This is a genomic window from Rhodococcus sp. NPDC057014, assembly GCF_042673295.1.
GTDB lineage: Bacteria > Actinomycetota > Actinomycetes > Mycobacteriales > Mycobacteriaceae > Rhodococcus_F.
Genome location: NZ_JBHUSF010000093.1, coordinates 1 through 18,758 on the forward strand (window position 1 = coordinate 1; position 18,758 = coordinate 18,758).

An 18,758-nucleotide genomic window follows, 5' to 3' on the forward strand; every position below is an offset into this window, starting at 1 on the left:
ACCGGCACCGGCGTTGTGCGCTGCGGGGACCTTCCGTCTGCGGGACCGTGAGACGGGTCAGCGCAGCCGGCGGGGTCCGAGGTCGGCGACGCTGGGCTCCGGGCCGATCCGCACGCGCGAATCGGTGACCTGCGCACCCTCGGCGGACGCGAGCACCGGTTCGCAGGCCAGTTCCCGTACCTCCGGGAGGTCGTCGGCGAGAGCGGAGATCCGCTGCACGAGGTCGACGAGGGCCGACTTGTTCACCGGCACCGCGCTCCGGTAGCCGGACAGCAGCGGCGCGGCCTTCGGTGCGTCGATCAGCTCCGCTGCGGCGTCCTCGGTGAGGGGCAGCACCCGATAGGCGCGGTCGCCGAGCAGGTCGGAGATCACGCCGGCGAGCCCGAACGAGATGAGCGAACCGAACGACGGGTCGTCCTGCACGCCGACGACGCAGCCGATCCCCTTGGTGGCCATCCGCTGCACGTGCAGCAGGGGTTCACCGGATGCGGCGGCGAGGTCGCGGTAGGCCCGGCGGACCGAGTCCGGTGCGACCAGGTCGAGGCGGACCCCGCCGAGGTCGGGCCGGTGCCGCCACTGTTCCCCCGTCGCCTTCACCGCGACCGGGTATCCCAATTCCTCCGCGGCCTGCACGGCCTCCTCCTCGGTGGTGGCGGACCGGAATTCCACAACGTCCACGCCGTAGCACGCGAGGAGTTGCGACGCCTCGAAGTCCGACAGCCAGCGTCCGGACGACGCCGCGAGCCAGCCGTCGACCAGCGCTTTCGCCCGCTCCGGATCGATCCCGTTGGGGCGCAACACTTTCGAAGACGGCTTGCTCTTCCAGGCCGAGTACCGCCAGGCCCGTGCCAGGGCCAGCGCCGCCCGTTCCGGACCGGGATAGGACGGCACCGAACCGCGCGTCGGATGTCCGTCCTCACCGCGGACCGCCAGGACGTCGGGCACGCCCTCCGCCGCGAGGAACGTCGTGAGCACGGGTTTGTCGGCGTCCCGCACCGCTTCCCGCAGCGCCTGGGCATAGGGTTCGGCGGGGACGGCGACCGGGGGAACGAACACGGCGATCACCGAATCGACGTCGAAGGACGCCAGTGCCGTCCGCACGGCCGTCGCGAATTCCTCGGGACCGGCCTGCGGGCCGAGGTCGACGGGGTCGCCGACCTGCAAGCCCTCGCTGCGGGCCGCGTCGGCGGCGAGGACACCGAGCGCGGTGGAGTTCCCGACCACGGCCAGTCGCGGGCCCGCGGGCAGCGGCTGGTACCCGAACAGCAGCGCACAGTCGAACAGCTGGGAGATCGACCCGACCTGCACCACTCCGGCCTGCTCGAAGAGGGCCCGCACGATCGAGTCGTCCATCTCGCCGCCGCTGGCCGCCAGCGCGGGCGGGACGGCGTGCCGCCCGCTCTTGACCGCGACGATCGGCTTGTTCCTCGCCACCCTGCGCGCGATGCGCGAGAACTTGCGGGGATTGCCGAAGCTCTCCAGATACAGCAGCACCACCTCGGTGGCCGGGTCCGAATCCCAGTACTGCAGCAGGTCGTTGCCGGAGACGTCGGCGCGGTTGCCCGCGGAGACGAACGCGGACAACCCTATTCGGCTCCGCGCGGCCTCGTCGAGGATGGCGATGCCGAGTGCGCCGGACTGGCAGAAGAATCCGACGTTGCCGGGACTCGGCAGCACCGGTGCGAGGGTGGCGTTCAACGACACGTCGTGGTCGTTGTTGGCCACGCCGAGCGCGTTGGGACCGATCAGCCGCATCCCGTGCGCGCGGGCGGCGTGGACGAGGCGGCGCTCGGACTGCCGTCCGTCCATTCCGGTTTCACTGAATCCCGAGGACACGACGACGAGGGCCTTGACTCCCTTGTCCAGGCAGTCGTCGAGGACGGCGTTGATCGATTCGGCGGGGACGGCGACGACCGCGAGGTCCACCTCGTCGGGGATGTCCCGGACCGTCGGGTACGCCCGCACCCCGTGGACCGAACGGTGCTCCGCGTTGACCGGATACACCGGGCCGGTGAATCCCGCCCGCAGCAGGTTGGTCAGGACGGCGTTGCCGACCTTCGCCCGGTCGGTGGACGCGCCGATCACCGCGACCGAACGCGGGCTGAGCACGTTGCGCATGCTCCGCGCCTCGGCGGCACGCTCGCGGGAATTGCGCACGGACACCATCGCTTCGGTGGGGTCGATCGCGAACTCGAGCCTGAGGACGCCGCCCTCGAAGCTGCGGCTCACCTGATATCCGGCCTCGCGGAATACGGTCACCATGTTCCGGTTCTCCGCGAGGACCTCGGCGACGAACATCGTCAGACCGCTCTCCGCGGCCGCCGCGGCCAGGTGCTCGAGCAGGATCGGTCCGAGTCCGCGGCCCTGGTGTGCGTCGGCGACGACGAATGCCACTTCCGCGGATTTGCCGTCCCCCTCGCCGGTGAGCCGCTCGTACCGGCCGACGGCGATGATCTCGTCCCCGAGCAGCACCACGAACGCCACCCGGTCGTGGTGGTCGACGGTGGTGAAGTGCACGACGTCCCGTTGCGACATGGTCGGGTAGGGACCGAAATACCGCAGGTAGCGGGTGCGTTCGGACAGCTTGGAGTGGAACGTCACGAGTTTGTCGGCGTCCTCGGGCACGATCGGCCGCAGCGCGACCGCCCCGCCGTCCGCGGCGAGCACGTCGGCGACCCAGTGCCGCGGGTAGTTGTGCGCGGGGTCGGGTTTCCCCGTCGCCCCGGCACCGGCCGACGACTCAGTGCTGCCCGTCTCTGCACTGCCCGACGACTCCGTGGCACCGGTGGTTTCGTTGCCGTCCGCCTGCTCAGTCACGGGGATCCTCCGGGTCGAGTCCGAGTAGGGGGAAGCAGGCACGCCGGGTGGCGATGACGGCGGAGTCGATCCGCGTCAACGCGCGGTCGACCGACGGAATCCCGGTTTCCGGTGTGCCACCGGGACCGTCCCAGGGCAGGTAGTCGACTTCCCCGCCGTCGCCCATCGTGTCCGGCAGGTCGACGCTGGGCGCGAGGGCGTGAGCCCGCTCCTGCCAGGCCTCGGGTACCGCACGGGCGGTGTCGATCTCGCGGTCGAGCGCCGCGGCGATCAGGTGGGTCCACGCCCGCGGGACGACGCGGACGAGGCCGTACCCGCCGCCGCCGACGGCGAGCCAGCGTCCCTCGGCGTACCGGTCGGCGAGGTCGCGCATCGCGAGGAACGCGGCCCGCTGGCCGTCGACGGTCAGCGCGAGGTCGGCCAGCGGATCCTCCCGATGGCTGTCGACACCGCACTGGCTGATCACGATCTGCGGCCGGAACGCGGCGAGGGCTCCGGGCACGACGGCGTGGAAACCACGCAGCCACAACGCATCGACGGTGCCGGGCAGCACGGGGAGGTTGATCGCCGTGCCCTCCCCCGATCCCTCGCCGACTTCGCTCGACCACCCCGTGTTGGGCCAGAGCGTTGCCGGGTGCTGGTGCAGGGAGATCGTCAGGACCCGCGGGTCGCCCGCGAATGCGTGCTGGACGCCGTCGCCGTGGTGTGCGTCGACGTCGATGTAGGCGATCCGGTCGAAACCGTTGTCCAGCAGCCAGGACACGGCAATGGCGACGTCGTTGTACACACAGAAGCCGGAGGCCCAGTCGGGCATGGCGTGATGCATGCCGCCGCCGATGCTGACGGCGCGGCGGGTGCGGCCCGCCGCGATTTCCTGCGCCGCGGCGAGGGAACCGCCGGCGAGGATCGCGCTCGCCTCGTGCATCTGGGGGAAGACGGGATTGTCCTCGGTGCCGAGCCCGTGCGGCGCCTCCGCGCCGAGCACGCCCGACGTCGCGGAGTGACCGGCCTGTTTGACCGCTTCGACGTACGCGGGAGTGTGGATCCGCAACAGATCTGCGTCCGAGGCGGCGGCGGGCCGCAGCAGTTCGACCCCCTCCAGCGTCCCGAGGCTGCGCGCGAGCGACATGGTCAGCTCGAGCCGCGTGGGATTCATCGGGTGGTCCGCACTCCACCGATAACTGAGATAGTCCGGACTCCACACGACTGCACGGTTCGATACCAGTGCAGCCGAATCCTCCCCGGAACTGAACGACGCGGTCATGGACTCACGCTACTGGTCCCCCGTGGAGGGTGTCAGCAGACCCCGCCGGACCGTCACCGACTCGCGGCGGGGACGGACGGCGCCGGTGCCGGGCAATCACCGGTAGAATCAACCGAGACGAAGGGGTGTGAGTGTGAAGGATCTGGTCGACACCACGGAGATGTACCTCCGGACGATCTACGACTTGGAAGAAGAGGGCGTCGTCCCACTTCGAGCACGTATTGCCGAACGACTCGAGCAGAGCGGTCCGACGGTCAGCCAGACCGTTGCCCGGATGGAACGCGACGGCCTCCTCCTGGTCGCCGGTGACCGCCACCTGGAACTGACGGAGAAGGGCCGCGAACTCGCGGTGTCCGTGATGCGGAAGCACCGCCTGGCCGAACGACTCCTCGTGGACGTCATCGGTCTCCGGTGGGAAGAGGTTCACGCCGAGGCGTGCCGGTGGGAGCACGTCATGAGCGAGGAAGTGGAGCGGCGCCTGGTGGAGGTGCTCAACAATCCCACCACCTCGCCGTACGGCAACCCGATTCCGGGACTGGCTCTGCTCGGGCTGGACCGCCCGGTCGACCCCCCGGAGACGCTCATCCGCCTCACGGACGTGCCGCCCGGCAAGCCGACCGCGGTCGTCGTCCGCCGTCTCGCCGAGCACGTGCAGTCGGATCCGGACGTCATCGGACAGTTGCGGGAGGCGGGCGTCGTACCGGACGCGCGCGTCACCGTGGAGACCAAGCCCGGGTCGGTCACGATCACGGTGCCCGGCCACAGCGGGTTCGATCTGTCCGAGGAGATGGCGCATGCCGTCCAGGTGAAGCAGGTTCAGGGATAGTCGATGAAACTTCTGGTCACCGGCGGCGCCGGCTATGTCGGCAGCGTCTGCAGCACGGTCCTGCTCGAACGAGGACACGACGTCGTCGTCATCGACGACCTGTCGACGGGTAACGCCGACGCGGTGCCGCTCGGTGCCGAGTTCATCGACGGCGACGTCGCGGACGTGGCGGCAGACGTCCTCGGTACGAGCGGCACTCCCCGGTTCGACGGGGTCCTGCACTTCGCGGCGCAGTCGCTCGTCGGCGAGTCGGTCCAGTACCCGGAGAAGTACTGGCGCGGCAACGTCGTCACCACGCTCGAACTCCTCGAGGCCATGCGGCATTCGGGGACGCGGAAACTCGTGTTCTCGTCGACGGCCGCCACGTACGGCGAACCCGAGCACTCGCCGATCACGGAGGCCGATCCGACGCGTCCCACCAATCCGTACGGGGCGACGAAACTCGCGATCGACCATGCCATCACGTCCTACTCGGTGGCACATTCGCTCGCGGCGACCAGCCTGCGGTATTTCAACGTCGCGGGAGCGTACAAGTCGGCCGGCGAGAACCGGGTCGTCGAAACGCATTTGATTCCTCTCGTGCTCCAGGTGGCGCTCGGCCAGCGGGAGAAGATCTCGATCTTCGGCACCGACTGGCCGACTCCGGACGGAACGGCGATCCGCGATTACATCCATGTGCTCGACCTCGCCGAGGCGCACGTGCTGGCCTTGGAGTCGTCGATCGAGGGCAGGCACCGCATCTACAATCTCGGTAGCGGCGCGGGTTTCAGTGTGCGCGAAGTCATCTCGGCGTGCGCGCGGGTCACCGGGCTGCCCATCGCGGTCGAGGACGCACCGCGCCGGGCCGGCGACCCCGCCGTGCTGGTCGCGTCGAGTGATCGTGCGATCGCGGAACTCGGGTGGCGACCGGAACACACGGACCTCGACGAGATCGTCGCCGACGCCTGGACGTACCTGCAGGAGCTGGGCGACCGGTCGCACGCGGCGCGTCGCTGACGCAGGCTCAGCCGGCGAGGGGCGGGGGCAGCACGACACCGACCGCGCTCGCGCGTTCGTAACCGACGTCGGCCAGTCCCCGCACCTCGCCGGGCCGCATTCCGCTGTGCAGTGCACCGTCCAGCAGGGTGGCCAGCCTGTGCCCCGGCTCCGAGTCCAGGGCGGCGGCCAACGCGATGCCGGCGAACGGCCCGTCCCCCCGCAGGTAGGCGCTGTAGCCGAGCAACGCCGCCGGGTTCGCGCGTTCCGGGTCGGGGAGGTTGCGGGCCAGGAGAATCCACAGTTGCTCGGCATCCTCGGCGTACGGGCCCACGGCGAGTGCGAGCACGCTGTCCCGGACGGTGACGTTGTCCAGTGCGAGCGCGAGTTCCGCGTACTCGGGCGCGAGGAGCCTCTCGCCGGACGAGACCCGGGCCACGTGTGTCAGCACCAGTTCGAGCTCGAGCCGGTGGCAGCGATCGGGCACGGTCGACCGCTCGGCCAGCTGCCTTCGCAGTAGCGAGGAGGGGCGGCCACGTTCGATGAGGGCGGCAATCTGCAGGCGCTCGAGCACCGGCCCGACCTCGATGGTGGCCTCCATCTCCTCGCGCGAGGCGCGGATGGGTTTGCCCTCGAGGACCCGCGCGAGCGCGACGCGGGACGACGCCGGATCGGACTGGACGCCGTAATTGCCGCCGAAGAGGCTGAACCATGCACCGCCCGACGCGATCTCCGCCGTGAGGAAGACGTCGAGAAGGTCGGTGGGCGTGAATTCGAGAAGATCCTCGAATTCTTCGACGATCGCGGACATTTCGTCGACACAGAGCGCCGCAGGGCTGGTGACACGGTCGTCGACGAGAACCAGGATCACCCCGCCGGCACGGTCACGCTCACAGACGGTGGCGAACTGGCCCAGCGCCGCGCACATCGTCGGGGTCGGCCCAGTGGCACCTCCGAGGACCAGGTCGTGTCTCATGACGGCGCCGACCGACGGGTTGCGCTTCCCGGTCAGGCACACCGCCACGATCGACCGGGCGGGCCGGAATCCGAGCAGTGCGGGTATCGACGCGAGCAGGTCGTCCGGAGCGGACAGCGTGACCGTGTGCTGCTGCGGGGGCGGTTCCCCGCCGGGATCGTCGGAGAAGCCGGAACCGTGGGGGAATGCGGGTGTCGTCATGCCCCAGACTCTGTCCGGTCGGCGTCGCGGGGGTCGGCGAGCGAACTGGGGAAACACAGAGGGCTGTGGATGAGCCACGGGTTGTGGACAACCCGGCCGCCGCGCCGGGCGGACGCGCCGTTCGGCCGAGAGGCGGTCGGAGCCCTGTGCTAGGGCCCGCTCAGCTGTTCTGGACCTTCTGCACCGCGGCGGTGAACACTTCGTCGAGCGCGACGGTGTCGGCCTTCGCGTCGCCGAACGACATGAAGGTCGCGGACACCCGCACGTCGCCCACCTGCGCGATCAACGCCACCATCGACTGGGTGACCTGTTCGCTCCCGGCACCGGACCTGACGGTTCGCCGGAGGGCGAGGGTGTCGTCCGCCCGGACCGGAGGTGCCGGCGTGATCTCGGTGGTGACGGTGGATTCGGCCCCGCTGTCCGTCACGGTGACCTCACCGCACGTCTTCGTCTGTTCGGCCAGATCGCCGAGGGGTGTTTCGGTCCTGGTGAGCTCGACCGAGATCGTCGAACGGCTCGCGTTGTCGGTACCGACCGCCATGACGGTGCCGGTCGGTCCGTAGTCCTGCGCAGGCGGCGCACAGTCCGCGGGGTCGACCACCGCACCCTGCGGAACCCCCGTCAGGTCGGGCGCCGCCATCGACACGGCCTGGGCGGGCAGCACGATCGCCTCGTACCGGGCGGGGAAGTCTGCCGGATCGACCAGCAGCTTCGACAGTCCCTTTCCGGACGGCGAACCCGCCGCGACGGTGGTGCTCGGCTGCGCGACACCGGAGACGGTCGAGGTACACCCGGCGAGAATCGCCGCCGCGGCCAACGCGACCGCCGGGGCGACGGCCGTCCGTACCGCTGTGCGCCGAGATGTCACCGTCGTCCTCCCGTGTCGGATGTGCCCTTTCCGCCACTCTGCCACGCCGACGCACCGACGGCGGGGAGGCTGCGGCTCAGCTGCCGCGGGCGATCCACTCCTCCAGATGTGGGGCCTCGGCGCCGACGGTGGTTCCGTCGCCGTGGCCGGTGCGGACCGTCGTCGACGCCGGCAGCGCGAACAGGCGGTCGCGAATGGACCCGATGATCGTCGGGAAGTCCGAGTAGGAGCGCCCGGTGGCTCCCGGACCGCCGGAGAACAGGGTGTCGCCGCTGAACAACTCCCCCGCCTCCGGCAGATACAGGCAGCAGGAACCGGGGGAATGCCCGGGCGTGTGGAGCACGCGGAGGTCGGTCCCGGCCACCGCGATCTCCTGACCGTCCTCGATCGGCGTGTAGGCGACGGCGGGGTGCGTCTGCTGCCACAACACGTCGTCGGCCGGATGGAGGAAGAGCGGGGCGTCCAGAGCCGCGGACAGTTCGGGAGCGACGGTGACGTGGTCGTTGTGACCGTGTGTGCACACGATCGCCCGGACACGCCTGCCACCGACGGCCTCGACGATCGGTGCCGCGCTGTGAGCGGCGTCGATCACCACGACTTCGGCGTCGTCACCGACGATCCACACGTTGTTGTCGACGTCCCAGGTGCCACCGTCGAGGCTGAAGGTGCCGGAGGTGACCACCCGGTCGATGCGCACGCTCACGACTCGACCTCCGATCGCCGTGTCGCTCGGATCCGTGTCGACATGCGCACCTCCAGGGTCGTCCGTCTCGGATCGTGCCGTTCCTCACATTGCCACAGACCGTGCGCGGGATCTCGCTGTGGGCGAACACCGGAGGCCGTCCGGCGGGAATTATCGGTCGCGCGTGTCGCGTTCCCCCAGAGCAGGGCCTCCGAGAGCAAAGTCCGACGTATCGATGCCGGAGACGATAGGGGACACTGGAGGCCAGGCACGAAGGAGAAGAGGTCTGTAATGGACGAACAGTCGAAGATGTACGAGCTGGAGTTCCCGGCACCGCAGCTGTCCTCCGCGGACGGGCAGGGGCCTGTGCTGATCCATGGACTCGAGGGCTTCTCCGACGCAGGCCACGCCGTCAAACTCGCCACGACGCATCTCCGCGAGAGTCTCGAGAGCGAGCTGGTTGCCTCCTTCGCGGTCGACGAGCTCGTGGACTACCGCTCCCGTCGGCCCACGATGACGTTCAAGGCCGATCACTTCTCGGATTACGACCAGCCCGAGCTGAACCTGTATGCACTGAAGGACACGGCAGGTACCCCGTTCCTGCTGCTGGCCGGCATGGAGCCCGATCTGCGCTGGGAGCGGTTCACCACGGCGGTGCGCCTGCTGGCCGAGCAGCTCGGTGTGCGCCGGACCGTGGGCATCAACGCCATCCCGATGGCCATTCCGCACACGCGTCCGCTCGGTGTGACCGCGCATTCCACCAACAAGGACCTGATCAAGGACCACCAGCGCTGGTCGGGTGAATTGCAGGTGCCGGGCAGCGCGTCCTCGCTGATCGAGTTGCGGATGGCGCAGCACGGGCACGAGTCGGTGGGGTTCTCGGTGCACGTTCCCCACTACCTGGCCCAGACGGACTACCCAGGGGCGGCGGAAACCCTCCTCGAGAACGTGAGTGACGTCACCGACCTGGATCTGCCGCTGGCCGCGCTCGGTGAGGCCGCCGCCCGCGTCCGCGAACAGGTCGACGAGCACATCGCAGGTAACGAGGAGGTACAAACCGTCGTCCACGCCCTGGAACGTCAGTACGATGCCTACGTAACGGCTCAAGAACAGCAGTCCACGCTCCTGGCCAGCGAAGAAGACCTGCCGAGTGGCGACGAACTCGGTGCGGAATTCGAGCGTTTCCTGGCCGAACAGGCGATGCAGGACGGTGAGAGCGGCAACTCCGAGGAGGAGGGGGGATCACAGGGCGGGGCCTGACCGGGTAGCGGTTGTGCGGTCGCCCTCCCGGCACTGTGCGACCGCACGGTCCAGTTGTTCGGCCGGGACCGGTGCAATAGCGTCGAGACCAAGCGGATGATTGAGCTGTCAACATTCGGGAAATGCACCTAGTTCAGGAGGCGACATGAGCGACAACCGCATTCGTAAGCTCAGGCCTGTTCCGAACGCCGAAACCCGCATGATGTTCCGCACCATCCACGGCTACCGTCGCGCATTCCGCATGGCGGGCGAGGGTCCCGCGCTGCTGCTGATCCACGGCATCGGCGACAACTCGTCCACGTGGACCGAGATCATCCCCCATCTCGCCAAGAACTACACCGTCATCGCCCCCGACCTGCTGGGTCACGGACGCTCCGACAAACCGCGGGCCGACTACTCGGTCGCGGCGTACGCCAACGGCATGCGCGATCTGCTGTCCACCCTGGGCATCGACAAGGTCACCGTCGTCGGTCACTCGCTCGGCGGCGGCGTCGCCATGCAGTTCGCCTACCAGTTCCCGCAGATGGTCGACCGCCTCGTCCTGGTGTCGGCCGGCGGCGTCACCAAGGACGTCCACCCGCTGCTGCGGCTCGCGTCCGTCCCGGTGGTCAACGAGGCGCTGAAGCTGCTGCGCATTCCCGGGGCGATGCCCACCGTGCGACTGGTCGGGAACGTGCTGAGTCAGCTGAACGGCACGCGCCTGCGCCCCGGCGCGATGCTGCACGACACTCCCGACCTGGTGCGGGTACTCGCGGAGCTCTACGACCCCACCGCCTACGAGGCATACCTGCGTACCCTTCGCGCGGTCGTCGACTGGCGCGGACAGGTCGTCACGATGCTCGATCGATGTTATCTGACCGAGAACCTCCCGGTGCAGCTCATCTGGGGTGATCAGGACGCCGTCATTCCGGTGAGCCACGCCCACCTCGCGCACGCGGCGATGCCCGGATCTCACCTCGAGATCTTCCGCGGCGCAGGACATTTCCCGTTCCGCGACGACCCGATGCGGTTCCTGCGCACCATCGAGAAGTTTCTGTCCGGAACTCATCCCCTGCAGTTCGACGAAGCGAAGTGGCGGCAGATGCTCGTCACCGGCGTCGGTGAGAGCACCATCACGGGCAGCGCGTCCACCCGCATGGCGGTTCTCGACGCGATGGGATCGGACGAACGCAGCGCGACGTAGGCCCGGCAGCGGCGCACGGCCGTCCGGCTAGCCTGTAGCAGTGCTTCTCTCCGACCTGCTCCCCGAGAACGCGGATTCCGATTCCGTTTTCGACGCCTTCACCTCCTGGACCGAAGAACGAGGACTGACGCTCTATCCCGCCCAGGAAGAATCCGTCATGGAGCTGGTGTCCGGGGCCAACGTGATCCTGGCAACGCCCACCGGATCCGGTAAGTCGATGGTGGCGGTCGGCGCCCACTTCTACGCCATGGCCACCGGCAAGCGCACGTTCTACACGGCCCCGATCAAAGCCCTTGTCAGCGAGAAGTTCTTCGCCCTGTGCGAAGTGTTCGGCGCGGAGAACGTCGGCATGATGACCGGCGACGCCGCCGTGAACTCGCGGGCACCGATCATCTGCGCGACCGCCGAGATCGTCGCGAACCTCGCGCTGCGCGAGGGCCCCGACTCCGACATCGGCCAGGTCGTGATGGACGAGTTCCATTTCTACTCCGAACCCGACCGCGGCTGGGCGTGGCAGGTCCCGCTCGTCGAACTCCCCCACGCCCAGTTCCTGCTCATGTCGGCCACGCTCGGCGAGGTCGACTTCTTCTCGTCCGACCTCACCCGCCGGACCGGCCGGCCCACGACCGTCGTGGCGGGCACCGAGCGCCCCGTGCCGCTGATGTTCTCGTACGCGACGACACCGGTGAGCGAGACGATCGAGGAACTGGTGACCACCAACCAGGCCCCGGTGTACGTCGTCCACTTCACCCAGGCCGCCGCTCTGGAGCGTGCGCAGGCACTGACCAGTGTCAACTTCTGCTCACGCGAGGAGAAGGACGCCATCGCCGACGCCCTCGGCGGTTTCCGGTTCACCACCGGGTTCGGCAAGACGCTCTCGCGTCTGGTCCGGCACGGGATCGGCGTCCACCACGCCGGCATGCTGCCGAAGTACCGGCGCCTCATCGAGAAACTGGCGCAGGACGGTCTGCTGAAGGTCATCTGCGGCACCGACACGCTCGGCGTGGGGATCAACGTGCCCATCCGCACCGTGCTCCTGACCGGGCTGACCAAGTTCGACGGCACCCGCACGCGGCACCTGCGGGCACGCGAGTTCCACCAGATCGCGGGACGCGCGGGACGCGCCGGCTACGACACCCTGGGCACGGTGGTGGTGCAGGCCCCCGAACACGAGGTCGAGAATCTGCGCGCGCTGGCCAAGGCGGGCGACGACCCGAAGAAACGCCGCAAGGTGCAGCGCAAGAAGGCGCCGGACGGGTTCGTGTCGTGGGGCGAGGCCACATTCGATCGCCTCGTCGCCGCCTCGCCGGAACCGCTCGTCTCCCGGTTCTCCGTGTCGAACTCCATGCTGCTCAACGTCATCGCACGACCGGGCAACTGCTTCGAGTCCATGCGGCACCTCCTCGAGGACAACCACGAATCGCGGCCCGCGCAGCGCAAGCACATCCTCAAGGCGCTGTCGCTGTACCGGGGGCTGATCGACGCCGGCGTGGTGCAGCGACTCGACGAACCCGACGCCGACGGCCGCATGGCCCGGCTCACGATGGAACTCCAGCGGGACTTCGCACTCAACCAGCCGCTGTCCCCGTTCGCGCTGGCCGCCCTCGAACTCCTCGACGCCGAATCCGATTCCTATGCGCTGGATGTGGTCTCGGTCATCGAGTCGACCCTCGACGACCCGCGGCAGGTGCTGATGGCGCAGCAGCACTTCGCGCGCGGCGAGGCGGTCTCGCAGATGAAGGCCGACGGGATCGAATACGAGGAACGCATGGAGTTGCTCGAGGAGGTCACCTGGCCCAAGCCACTCGCGGACCTGCTGTTTCCGGCGTTCGAGATGTACCGGGGTGGGCATCCGTGGATCACGGAGTTCGCGCTGTCACCCAAGTCGGTCGTGCGGGACATGGTCGAGCGTGCCATGACGTTCGCCGAAATGGTCAGCCACTACGGTCTGGCCCGTTCGGAAGGGCTCGTGCTGCGGTATCTCGCGGACGCGTATCGCGCGCTGCGCCAGACCGTTCCGACCGAGGCCCGGACGGAGGAACTCGACGATCTCATCGAGTGGCTGGGTGAGCTGATCCGGCAGGTCGATTCGAGCCTGCTCGACGAATGGGAATCACTCACCGACCCCGGCGCCGAGGGCGACGACCAGCAGGTGGCGTTCGGCGCCGACGTGCCGCGCCCGATCTCGGCGAACACGCGGGCATTCCGGGTGATGGTGCGCAACGCCATGTTCCGGCGCATCGAACTCGCGTCGCGGCGGCGGTGGGCCGAACTGGAGGGGCTGGACGACGGCATCGACGCCGAGGAGTGGGAGGACCAGCTCCAGCCGTACTTCGACGAGTACGCCTCGCTCGGCACCGGACCCTCGGCGCGCGGCCCCCAGCTGTTCCAGGTGGAGACCGCGCCCGAGCTGTGGCGGGTCCGGCAGGTCCTCGAGGACCCGCAGGGCGATCACGGGTGGGCGTTGACGGCGGTCGTGGACCTCCCCGAGTCCGACGCCGCAGGCGAAGTGATCTTCGACGAGCTCAGCATCGTCGAGGGCTAGTCGTCAGGACCGGGGGCGGCGGGGCTGATCCCGCCGCGCCGCGTTCTTCTCCTTGATCCGGACGGTCTCCTTGCGGACCTCGGCCTGGGTGGCGCGCTCCTGCTGCAGCCACTCGGGGCGATCCGCCATGAGAGCGTCGATCTGCTCGGTGGTGAGCGCCTCGGTGATGCCACCGCGCGCGAGGCCCGCGATGGACACCCCCAGCTTCGCCGCGACCACGGGACGCGGGTGCGGGCCGTTGCGGCGCAACTCGAGCAGCCACTCCGGCGGATCGCTCTGCAATGCGCCGAGCTCGTCGCGGGAGACGACACCCTCCTGGAACTCCGCGGGGGTGGCCTCGAGGTACACACCCAGCTTCTTCGCCGCGGTGGCGGGCTTCATAGTCTGAGGGCTCTTGTGCGACGTCATGGTGTCAAGAGTAACGAGCGTGTGCGGTGCCGTTGACCACGCCCGGTAGCCTGACGGAGTGACAGACGCGGATGCATCCCCTCCCTTCCGGCTCGCGTATGTCCCGGGCGTGACCCCCACCAAGTGGGTACGGATCTGGACCGAACGGCTGCCCGACGTTCCCCTCACCCTCGTCCCGGTGTCCGTCGCGGACGCGCCCGATCAGCTGCGTGCCCGCAGTGCGGACGTGGGCCTGGTGCGGCTTCCGATCGACCGGACGGGACTCAGCGCCATCCCCCTGTACACCGAGATCCCGGTGGTCGTGGCACCGAAGGACCACGTCGTGGCGGCGGTGGACGAGGTGTCGATCGCGGATCTGGCCGACGAGATCATCCAGCACCCTCTCGACGACGTCCTCGTGTGGGACCGCATGCCGGGGCTGCCCGCCGCGGACCGGCCGGCCACGACGGCCGACGCGATCGAACTGGTCGCGGCAGGTGTCGGGCTGCTCGTCGTCCCGCAGTCACTGGCCCGGCTCCACCACCGCAAAGATCTCGTCTACCGGACGGTGTCGGACGGCCCGGAGTCGCGGATCGCGCTGTCGTGGCCCGAGGACGAGACCACCGACCTGGTGGAGGAGTTCATCGGCATCGTCCGGGGTCGCACCGTCAACAGCTCCCGGGGCCGCGCCCCGGCGGCGGAGCCGAAGAAGAAACGTCCCGCCGCGACCGCCGCACGCCAGAAACCGGCCGCCGGGACGCGGACGCCGCGCTCCGGCACCGGAGCCAAGGGCGGCAGTCCCAAAGGCGGAAGGAAGGGCAAACCGCGGCGGCGGTCCTGACCGCCGACCTTCAGACGGGTGCGCCGACCGGTGCCGACTTCGTGAACAGGCGCGCGAGTTGCCCGTAATCGTCCGCGCGGGCACTCGACGACCGGAACACGAGGCCGATCGTGCGACCGGGCGCGGGGGCGGCGAAGCGGGCGGTCGCGAGCGGACCCCGTCCGGTCTCCACCTGGACGGCGGATTCCGGCACCAGGGTCACGCCGAGCCCACCGGCGACGCATTGCACCACCGTCGACAGCGACGTGGCGCGGGTGTCGCCCGCCACCGGATGCGCGTCCACCGAGCGGCACAGATCGAGGGTCTGATCGCGCAGGCAGTGCCCCTCGTCGAGCAGCAGGAGGGGAAGCTCGTCCAGCATCGGCGGCGAGATGTCGGTGCGACCGGCCAGCGGGTGCCCCTTCGGGACGACCATCACGAAATCTTCTGTGTACAAGGGGATGTCGACGAGACCACCGACACCGCTCGGCAGGGCGAGCACCGCGACGTCGAGTGAGCCCACACGCAGCGCCTCGAGGAGTCGCGCCGTCTGGTCCTCGACGACCTGCGGCTCCAGTGCCGGCATCTCCTCGCGCAGCGCCGGCAGCAGGGCAGGGAGCACGTAGGGGGCGACGGTGGGAATGAGTCCGATCCGCAGGGGGCCGGCCAATCGGTCGCCGACACCCGCAGCCGTCGCGACGAAACCGTCCGCGGCCTCGAGGATGACCTTGGCCTGGCCGAGGAGCCGCTCCCCCGCCGCGGTGACGAGGACGCGCCGGGTACTGCGCTCGATGAGCTGCACACCGAGCCCGTTCTCCAGGGCGGCCAGCGACTGCGACAGTGTCGGTTGACTCACACTCAAACGTGCTGCCGCCGTGCCGAAGTGGCGGTACTCCGCGACTGCCACGAACGCACGCAGCTGCGACAGTGTGGGTTGATAACTCTGATCGGCCATACCTATCAGCCTAATGCTGTCCATCGCCTCGGCCTTTCGGGCGGGTTCCTGCACGATGCTGGAACGCCGGGAGCGATAGGGTGCGTCAATGCCCATCCATGTAGACGTCGTCCGGGTGTTCACCGACGACAAAGGACGCCACGGCAATCCGCTCGGCATCGTCGACTCCTCGGCCGTCCCGCCCGAGGACCGGCAGTCCGTCGCCCGCGCACTCGGATACAGCGAGACGATCTTCGTCGACATCCCCGGGCCCGACGACGCGCACGCGCGCGCCCAGATCTTCACCCCCGCCACCGAACTGCCCTTCGCCGGGCATCCCACCGTCGGACTGTCCTGGTGGTTGCACGAGCGCGGCGCCGCCGTCACGACGCTCGACGTCCCCGCGGGCCCCGTCGCCACCCGGCGTTCCGGCGCGATCACCTGGGTGCGGGCCCGGCCCGAGTGGGCGCCGGAGTTCTCGTTGTACCCCATGGACAGCGTGCGCGAGGTCCAGGCCGCCGACCCGAAGAAGTTCGGGGCCGGGCACCACTATCTGTGGGCCTGGACCGACAAGGTCGAGCATTCGATCCGGTCGCGAATGTTCGCCCCCGACATGGGCATCACCGAGGACGAGGCCACCGGAGCCGCCGCCGTCCGGATCACCGCGCACCTGCGACACGCCCTCCTGATCACCCAGGGCAAAGGGTCCGAACTGCGCACCACCTACGACCCGGCCGGCTGGGTCGAGGTCGGCGGACGGGTGCACCCCGAGAAGTCACGCACCCTCTGACGACGGCCGCCTGCCCCGCCCCGCGGCCAGGTCGGCCTCGCTCAGGCTCACCTCGATCTCCCGGCCCAGCGTCACCCCGGGAGCGAGGGGAAGCCGGTCGCCGCTCCAGAACTTGCCGGGGTCGTACCAGTTGGTGCGCCTGCGACCGCTGATCAGACCCATCTCCTCGTACGTCTGCGCGACCACTTCGGCGCAATAGGCGCTTTCGAGGCTCCCCCGCCGCTCCTGCCGGCGCCGTGACCCGGGCAACCGCCCGCCGAACCACCGCGACGCGAGTTTCGCGGTCGACGGGAACGGGGTTCCGTCGAGGCGCGCGATGGCCCGCAGCAACGCGTCCTCCTGCTGCGGCGTCGCCGGTTCGGCGAGTTGACGCAGCCATCCCCGCTGCCCGTACCGCGCACCCCACACCTGGACCGCGGCACGGAGGTCGTGGAGCTGCACACCACGCTGGAAGCGGCCCGTCCACATGTCCTGCAACGAATGCCCGAGTTCGGCGTGCCACATCAGCGGCGGAAGGTCCTCGAGCACCACCGACATGCCGACGTGGTTGACCGGGCTGTTCGTCAGCGTCTGGATTGCCCTGTCGGCCGGGGATTCTCCGCGGAAGATCCAGATGTCGCCGGTGCGGGTGACCTCGACCGCGGTGTCGAGGTCGATGGTGGAGCCGTGTCGTCGTGCGTCCGTGTGCCGTTGCGGGTCCATGGGCCCTAGCCTAGAAGGATGCGACCGCATGGCAGGCAATGGTGGAAACTTCTCGGACTCGCCGGTGTGGTGGGTGTCGCCGCGACCGGGGTCGTCGCGGTCCGGGCGGATCGGCAACGCAAGGCGTACACACCCGACGAGGTGCGGGCGCGTCTGCACGAGCGCTACACCCGCGCCTACGCCGCGCACGACGGGCGGCAGGAAATCGTGTTGGCGCCGTCGACGTGGCGGGACCGGGTCACCGGCGCCCTGCACCGCCTCCGCAGGCGGGGCGCCGGCTCCGATCAGCCCAGCGCCCGGCGGAACCCGTCCGCGAGCTGAGCGACCTGATCGTCCGTCATCACGAACGACGGCGAGATCTGCATGGCGCCCTGCCCGGCGGCGCGGCCCGAGATCCCGAACTCGCGCAGCGTGTTCACGAACGGGAGCGCCTCCGCCGGATCGGCCAACTGCACGGCCGCGACCGCGCCGAGACCGCTGCGCACTTCCTCGACCCGCGGGTGGTCGGCGAGGGGCGTGAGGTGCTCGTGCAGCGAGGACTCGAGCCGCTTCGACTCCGCCAGCAGGTTTTCGCGCTCGATGATGTCGAGGTTGGCGAGCGCCGCCGCAGCGGCACCCGCGTGCCCACCGTAGGTGTAGCCGTGGCGCCACCACACCCCACCGGCGAAGAACGGCTCGGCCACCCGCGGGGCGATGAACACCGCACCCATCGGGACGTACCCGGAGGTGAGACCCTTCGCCGTCGTCATCATGTCGGGCTGCAGATCGAATCGGGTCGACGCGAACCACTCGCCGCCGATGCGGCCGAATCCCGTCACCACTTCGTCGACCACGAACAGGATGTCGTGCTCGCGGCAGATGTCGCGAACCTCCGCGAGATACCCCTCCGGCGGCAGGTACACGCCGCCCGCGCCGATGACGGGCTCGCAGAAGAACGCGGCGATCGTGTCCGCCCCGACCTTCTCGATCAGCTCGAGCAGACTCTTGGCGTCGTTCCACGCCACGGTGGCACTGTCGGGCATCAACTCGCCGTAGCCCTCGCGGTTGGCCGGGATACCCGCCAGCGCGGTGCCCGCCACGTGCATCCCGTGGTAAGCCTTCTGACGGCCGACGACGATCGTCTTGGACGGTTTGCCCATTTCGTGCCAGTAGCGGCGGGCGAGCTTGGCCGCCGTGTCCACGGAGTCCGAACCACCGGAGGTGAGGAAGATCTTGCTGCCCGGCACCGGTGCGATGGCCGCGAGCCGGTCGGCCAGGGTCGCGGTGGTCTCGGGAACGAAGTCACCGAAATTCGAGAAATGGGCCACGGTCCGCAATTGATCCGCGACGGCGTCCGCGATCTCCGCGCGGCCGTGACCCACGTTGGTGAACCACAGACCCGCCGTCGCATCCAGGTAACGGTTGCCGCGATCGTCCCAGATGTACGCACCCTCGCCGCGGGACACCACGAAGGCGCCCTTCTGTTCCACCGCGCCCATGTCCGCGAATCCGTGCCACAGTGCCGACGCCATGCTGATCCCTTCGTGAA

17 protein-coding genes are annotated in these 18,758 nt (G+C 69.3%); 8 read left to right on the forward strand and 9 right to left on the reverse strand.

The genetic code is table 11. From position 1 onward, the window contains the following. Positions 1-57: 57 nt before the first annotated feature. Both ACFTZB_RS19600 and ACFTZB_RS19605 read right to left on the reverse strand, forming a co-directional pair. Positions 58-2,817 (reverse strand): GNAT family N-acetyltransferase, encoded by a 2,760-nt coding sequence (locus tag ACFTZB_RS19600; protein ID WP_378433613.1) that lies wholly within the window; start codon positions 2,815-2,817, stop codon positions 58-60. Further along, on the reverse strand, positions 2,810-4,081 hold the full coding sequence (locus ACFTZB_RS19605) for an acetoin utilization protein AcuC (RefSeq protein WP_378433614.1): 1,272 nt from the start codon (positions 4,079-4,081) through the stop codon (positions 2,810-2,812). The genes ACFTZB_RS19600 and ACFTZB_RS19605 overlap by 8 nt, the downstream gene beginning before the upstream one ends. A 133-nt stretch (positions 4,082-4,214) precedes the next feature. Here ACFTZB_RS19605 and ACFTZB_RS19610 point away from each other — a divergent pair, with 133 nt between their 5' ends. Both ACFTZB_RS19610 and galE read left to right on the forward strand, forming a co-directional pair. Continuing rightward, the gene (locus tag ACFTZB_RS19610) at positions 4,215-4,907 is read left to right on the forward strand and encodes a metal-dependent transcriptional regulator (protein ID WP_015890477.1); all 693 of its coding nucleotides are present in this window, start codon (positions 4,215-4,217) and stop codon (positions 4,905-4,907) included. Positions 4,908-4,910: 3 nt separating this feature from the next. Next, a complete protein-coding gene (gene galE / locus ACFTZB_RS19615) occupies positions 4,911-5,903 on the forward strand; it encodes a UDP-glucose 4-epimerase GalE (RefSeq protein WP_378433615.1) in 993 nt (330 codons plus the stop codon). A 7-nt stretch (positions 5,904-5,910) separates the two neighbouring features. On the opposite strand, the gene ACFTZB_RS19620 is transcribed toward galE, so the two are convergent. The 3 genes from ACFTZB_RS19620 to ACFTZB_RS19630 all read right to left on the reverse strand — a co-directional run bounded on the left by ACFTZB_RS19620 (position 5,911) and on the right by ACFTZB_RS19630 (position 8,630). Further along, positions 5,911-7,059, reverse strand: coding sequence for a DUF4192 domain-containing protein (locus ACFTZB_RS19620; protein ID WP_378433616.1), 1,149 nt, complete (start codon positions 7,057-7,059; stop codon positions 5,911-5,913). Positions 7,060-7,219: 160 nt separating this feature from the next. After that, a complete protein-coding gene (locus ACFTZB_RS19625) occupies positions 7,220-7,927 on the reverse strand; it encodes a sensor domain-containing protein (protein ID WP_378433617.1) in 708 nt (235 codons plus the stop codon). Between the two features lie 76 nt (positions 7,928-8,003). Beyond that, positions 8,004-8,630 carry an MBL fold metallo-hydrolase gene (locus ACFTZB_RS19630; RefSeq protein WP_378433618.1) on the reverse strand — a complete coding sequence of 209 codons (627 nt, stop codon included), beginning with the start codon at positions 8,628-8,630 and terminating at the stop codon, positions 8,004-8,006. Positions 8,631-8,900: 270 nt separating this feature from the next. Here ACFTZB_RS19630 and ACFTZB_RS19635 point away from each other — a divergent pair, with 270 nt between their 5' ends. From ACFTZB_RS19635 to ACFTZB_RS19645, 3 genes are all read left to right on the forward strand, one after another. Continuing rightward, complete coding sequence (locus ACFTZB_RS19635) at positions 8,901-9,869, forward strand: proteasome assembly chaperone family protein (RefSeq protein ID WP_378433619.1); 969 nt, start codon at positions 8,901-8,903, stop codon at positions 9,867-9,869. A gap of 145 nt (positions 9,870-10,014) precedes the next feature. Then, complete coding sequence (locus ACFTZB_RS19640) at positions 10,015-11,052, forward strand: alpha/beta fold hydrolase (protein WP_378433620.1); 1,038 nt, start codon at positions 10,015-10,017, stop codon at positions 11,050-11,052. Positions 11,053-11,092: 40 nt separating this feature from the next. Further along, complete coding sequence (locus ACFTZB_RS19645; RefSeq protein ID WP_378433621.1) at positions 11,093-13,597, forward strand: DEAD/DEAH box helicase; 2,505 nt, start codon at positions 11,093-11,095, stop codon at positions 13,595-13,597. A 3-nt stretch (positions 13,598-13,600) separates the two neighbouring features. Here the strand turns inward: ACFTZB_RS19645 and ACFTZB_RS19650 are convergent, their stop codons facing one another. Beyond that, a complete protein-coding gene (locus ACFTZB_RS19650; protein ID WP_072942367.1) occupies positions 13,601-14,005 on the reverse strand; it encodes a DUF5997 family protein in 405 nt (134 codons plus the stop codon). A gap of 58 nt (positions 14,006-14,063) precedes the next feature. On the opposite strand from ACFTZB_RS19650, the gene ACFTZB_RS19655 reads away from it, so the two are divergent. Beyond that, on the forward strand, positions 14,064-14,825 hold the full coding sequence (locus ACFTZB_RS19655) for a LysR family substrate-binding domain-containing protein (RefSeq protein ID WP_378433622.1): 762 nt from the start codon (positions 14,064-14,066) through the stop codon (positions 14,823-14,825). A 10-nt stretch (positions 14,826-14,835) separates the two neighbouring features. Here ACFTZB_RS19655 and ACFTZB_RS19660 read toward each other — a convergent pair whose 3' ends face one another. Beyond that, positions 14,836-15,759 carry a hydrogen peroxide-inducible genes activator gene (locus ACFTZB_RS19660; RefSeq protein WP_378433623.1) on the reverse strand — a complete coding sequence of 308 codons (924 nt, stop codon included), beginning with the start codon at positions 15,757-15,759 and terminating at the stop codon, positions 14,836-14,838. 88 nt (positions 15,760-15,847) lie between these two features. On the opposite strand from ACFTZB_RS19660, the gene ACFTZB_RS19665 reads away from it, so the two are divergent. Then, entirely contained in the window at positions 15,848-16,528 is a 681-nt protein-coding gene (locus tag ACFTZB_RS19665; RefSeq protein ID WP_378433624.1) for a PhzF family phenazine biosynthesis protein, read from the forward strand. On the opposite strand, the gene ACFTZB_RS19670 is transcribed toward ACFTZB_RS19665, so the two are convergent. Then, complete coding sequence (locus ACFTZB_RS19670; RefSeq protein WP_378433625.1) at positions 16,514-17,230, reverse strand: hypothetical protein; 717 nt, start codon at positions 17,228-17,230, stop codon at positions 16,514-16,516. The two genes, ACFTZB_RS19665 and ACFTZB_RS19670, sit on opposite strands and share 15 nt — an antisense overlap. Positions 17,231-17,248: 18 nt before the next feature. On the opposite strand from ACFTZB_RS19670, the gene ACFTZB_RS19675 reads away from it, so the two are divergent. Then, complete coding sequence (locus ACFTZB_RS19675) at positions 17,249-17,551, forward strand: hypothetical protein (RefSeq protein WP_378433626.1); 303 nt, start codon at positions 17,249-17,251, stop codon at positions 17,549-17,551. Here the strand turns inward: ACFTZB_RS19675 and ACFTZB_RS19680 are convergent. After that, a complete protein-coding gene (locus tag ACFTZB_RS19680; protein ID WP_378433627.1) occupies positions 17,515-18,741 on the reverse strand; it encodes an aspartate aminotransferase family protein in 1,227 nt (408 codons plus the stop codon). The two genes, ACFTZB_RS19675 and ACFTZB_RS19680, sit on opposite strands and share 37 nt — an antisense overlap. Between the last annotated feature and the right edge of the window lie 17 nt (positions 18,742-18,758).

Bases quoted from the DNA above. Each gene is read 5' to 3' on its own strand.
- ACFTZB_RS19605 (WP_378433614.1), bottom strand. From the start codon at position 4,081: ATGACCGCGTCGTTCAGTTCCGGGGAGGATTCGGCTGCACTGGTATCG.
- galE (WP_378433615.1), top strand. From the start codon at position 4,911: ATGAAACTTCTGGTCACCGGCGGCGCCGGCTATGTCGGCAGCGTCTGC.
- ACFTZB_RS19620 (WP_378433616.1), bottom strand. From the start codon at position 7,059: ATGACGACACCCGCATTCCCCCACGGTTCCGGCTTCTCCGACGATCCC.
- ACFTZB_RS19635 (WP_378433619.1), top strand. From the start codon at position 8,901: ATGGACGAACAGTCGAAGATGTACGAGCTGGAGTTCCCGGCACCGCAG.
- ACFTZB_RS19640 (WP_378433620.1), top strand. From the start codon at position 10,015: ATGAGCGACAACCGCATTCGTAAGCTCAGGCCTGTTCCGAACGCCGAA.
- ACFTZB_RS19650 (WP_072942367.1), bottom strand. From the start codon at position 14,005: ATGACGTCGCACAAGAGCCCTCAGACTATGAAGCCCGCCACCGCGGCG.
- ACFTZB_RS19660 (WP_378433623.1), bottom strand. From the start codon at position 15,759: ATGGCCGATCAGAGTTATCAACCCACACTGTCGCAGCTGCGTGCGTTC.
- ACFTZB_RS19665 (WP_378433624.1), top strand. From the start codon at position 15,848: ATGCCCATCCATGTAGACGTCGTCCGGGTGTTCACCGACGACAAAGGA.
- ACFTZB_RS19670 (WP_378433625.1), bottom strand. From the start codon at position 17,230: ATGGACCCGCAACGGCACACGGACGCACGACGACACGGCTCCACCATC.
- ACFTZB_RS19675 (WP_378433626.1), top strand. From the start codon at position 17,249: ATGCGACCGCATGGCAGGCAATGGTGGAAACTTCTCGGACTCGCCGGT.
- ACFTZB_RS19680 (WP_378433627.1), bottom strand. From the start codon at position 18,741: ATGGCGTCGGCACTGTGGCACGGATTCGCGGACATGGGCGCGGTGGAA.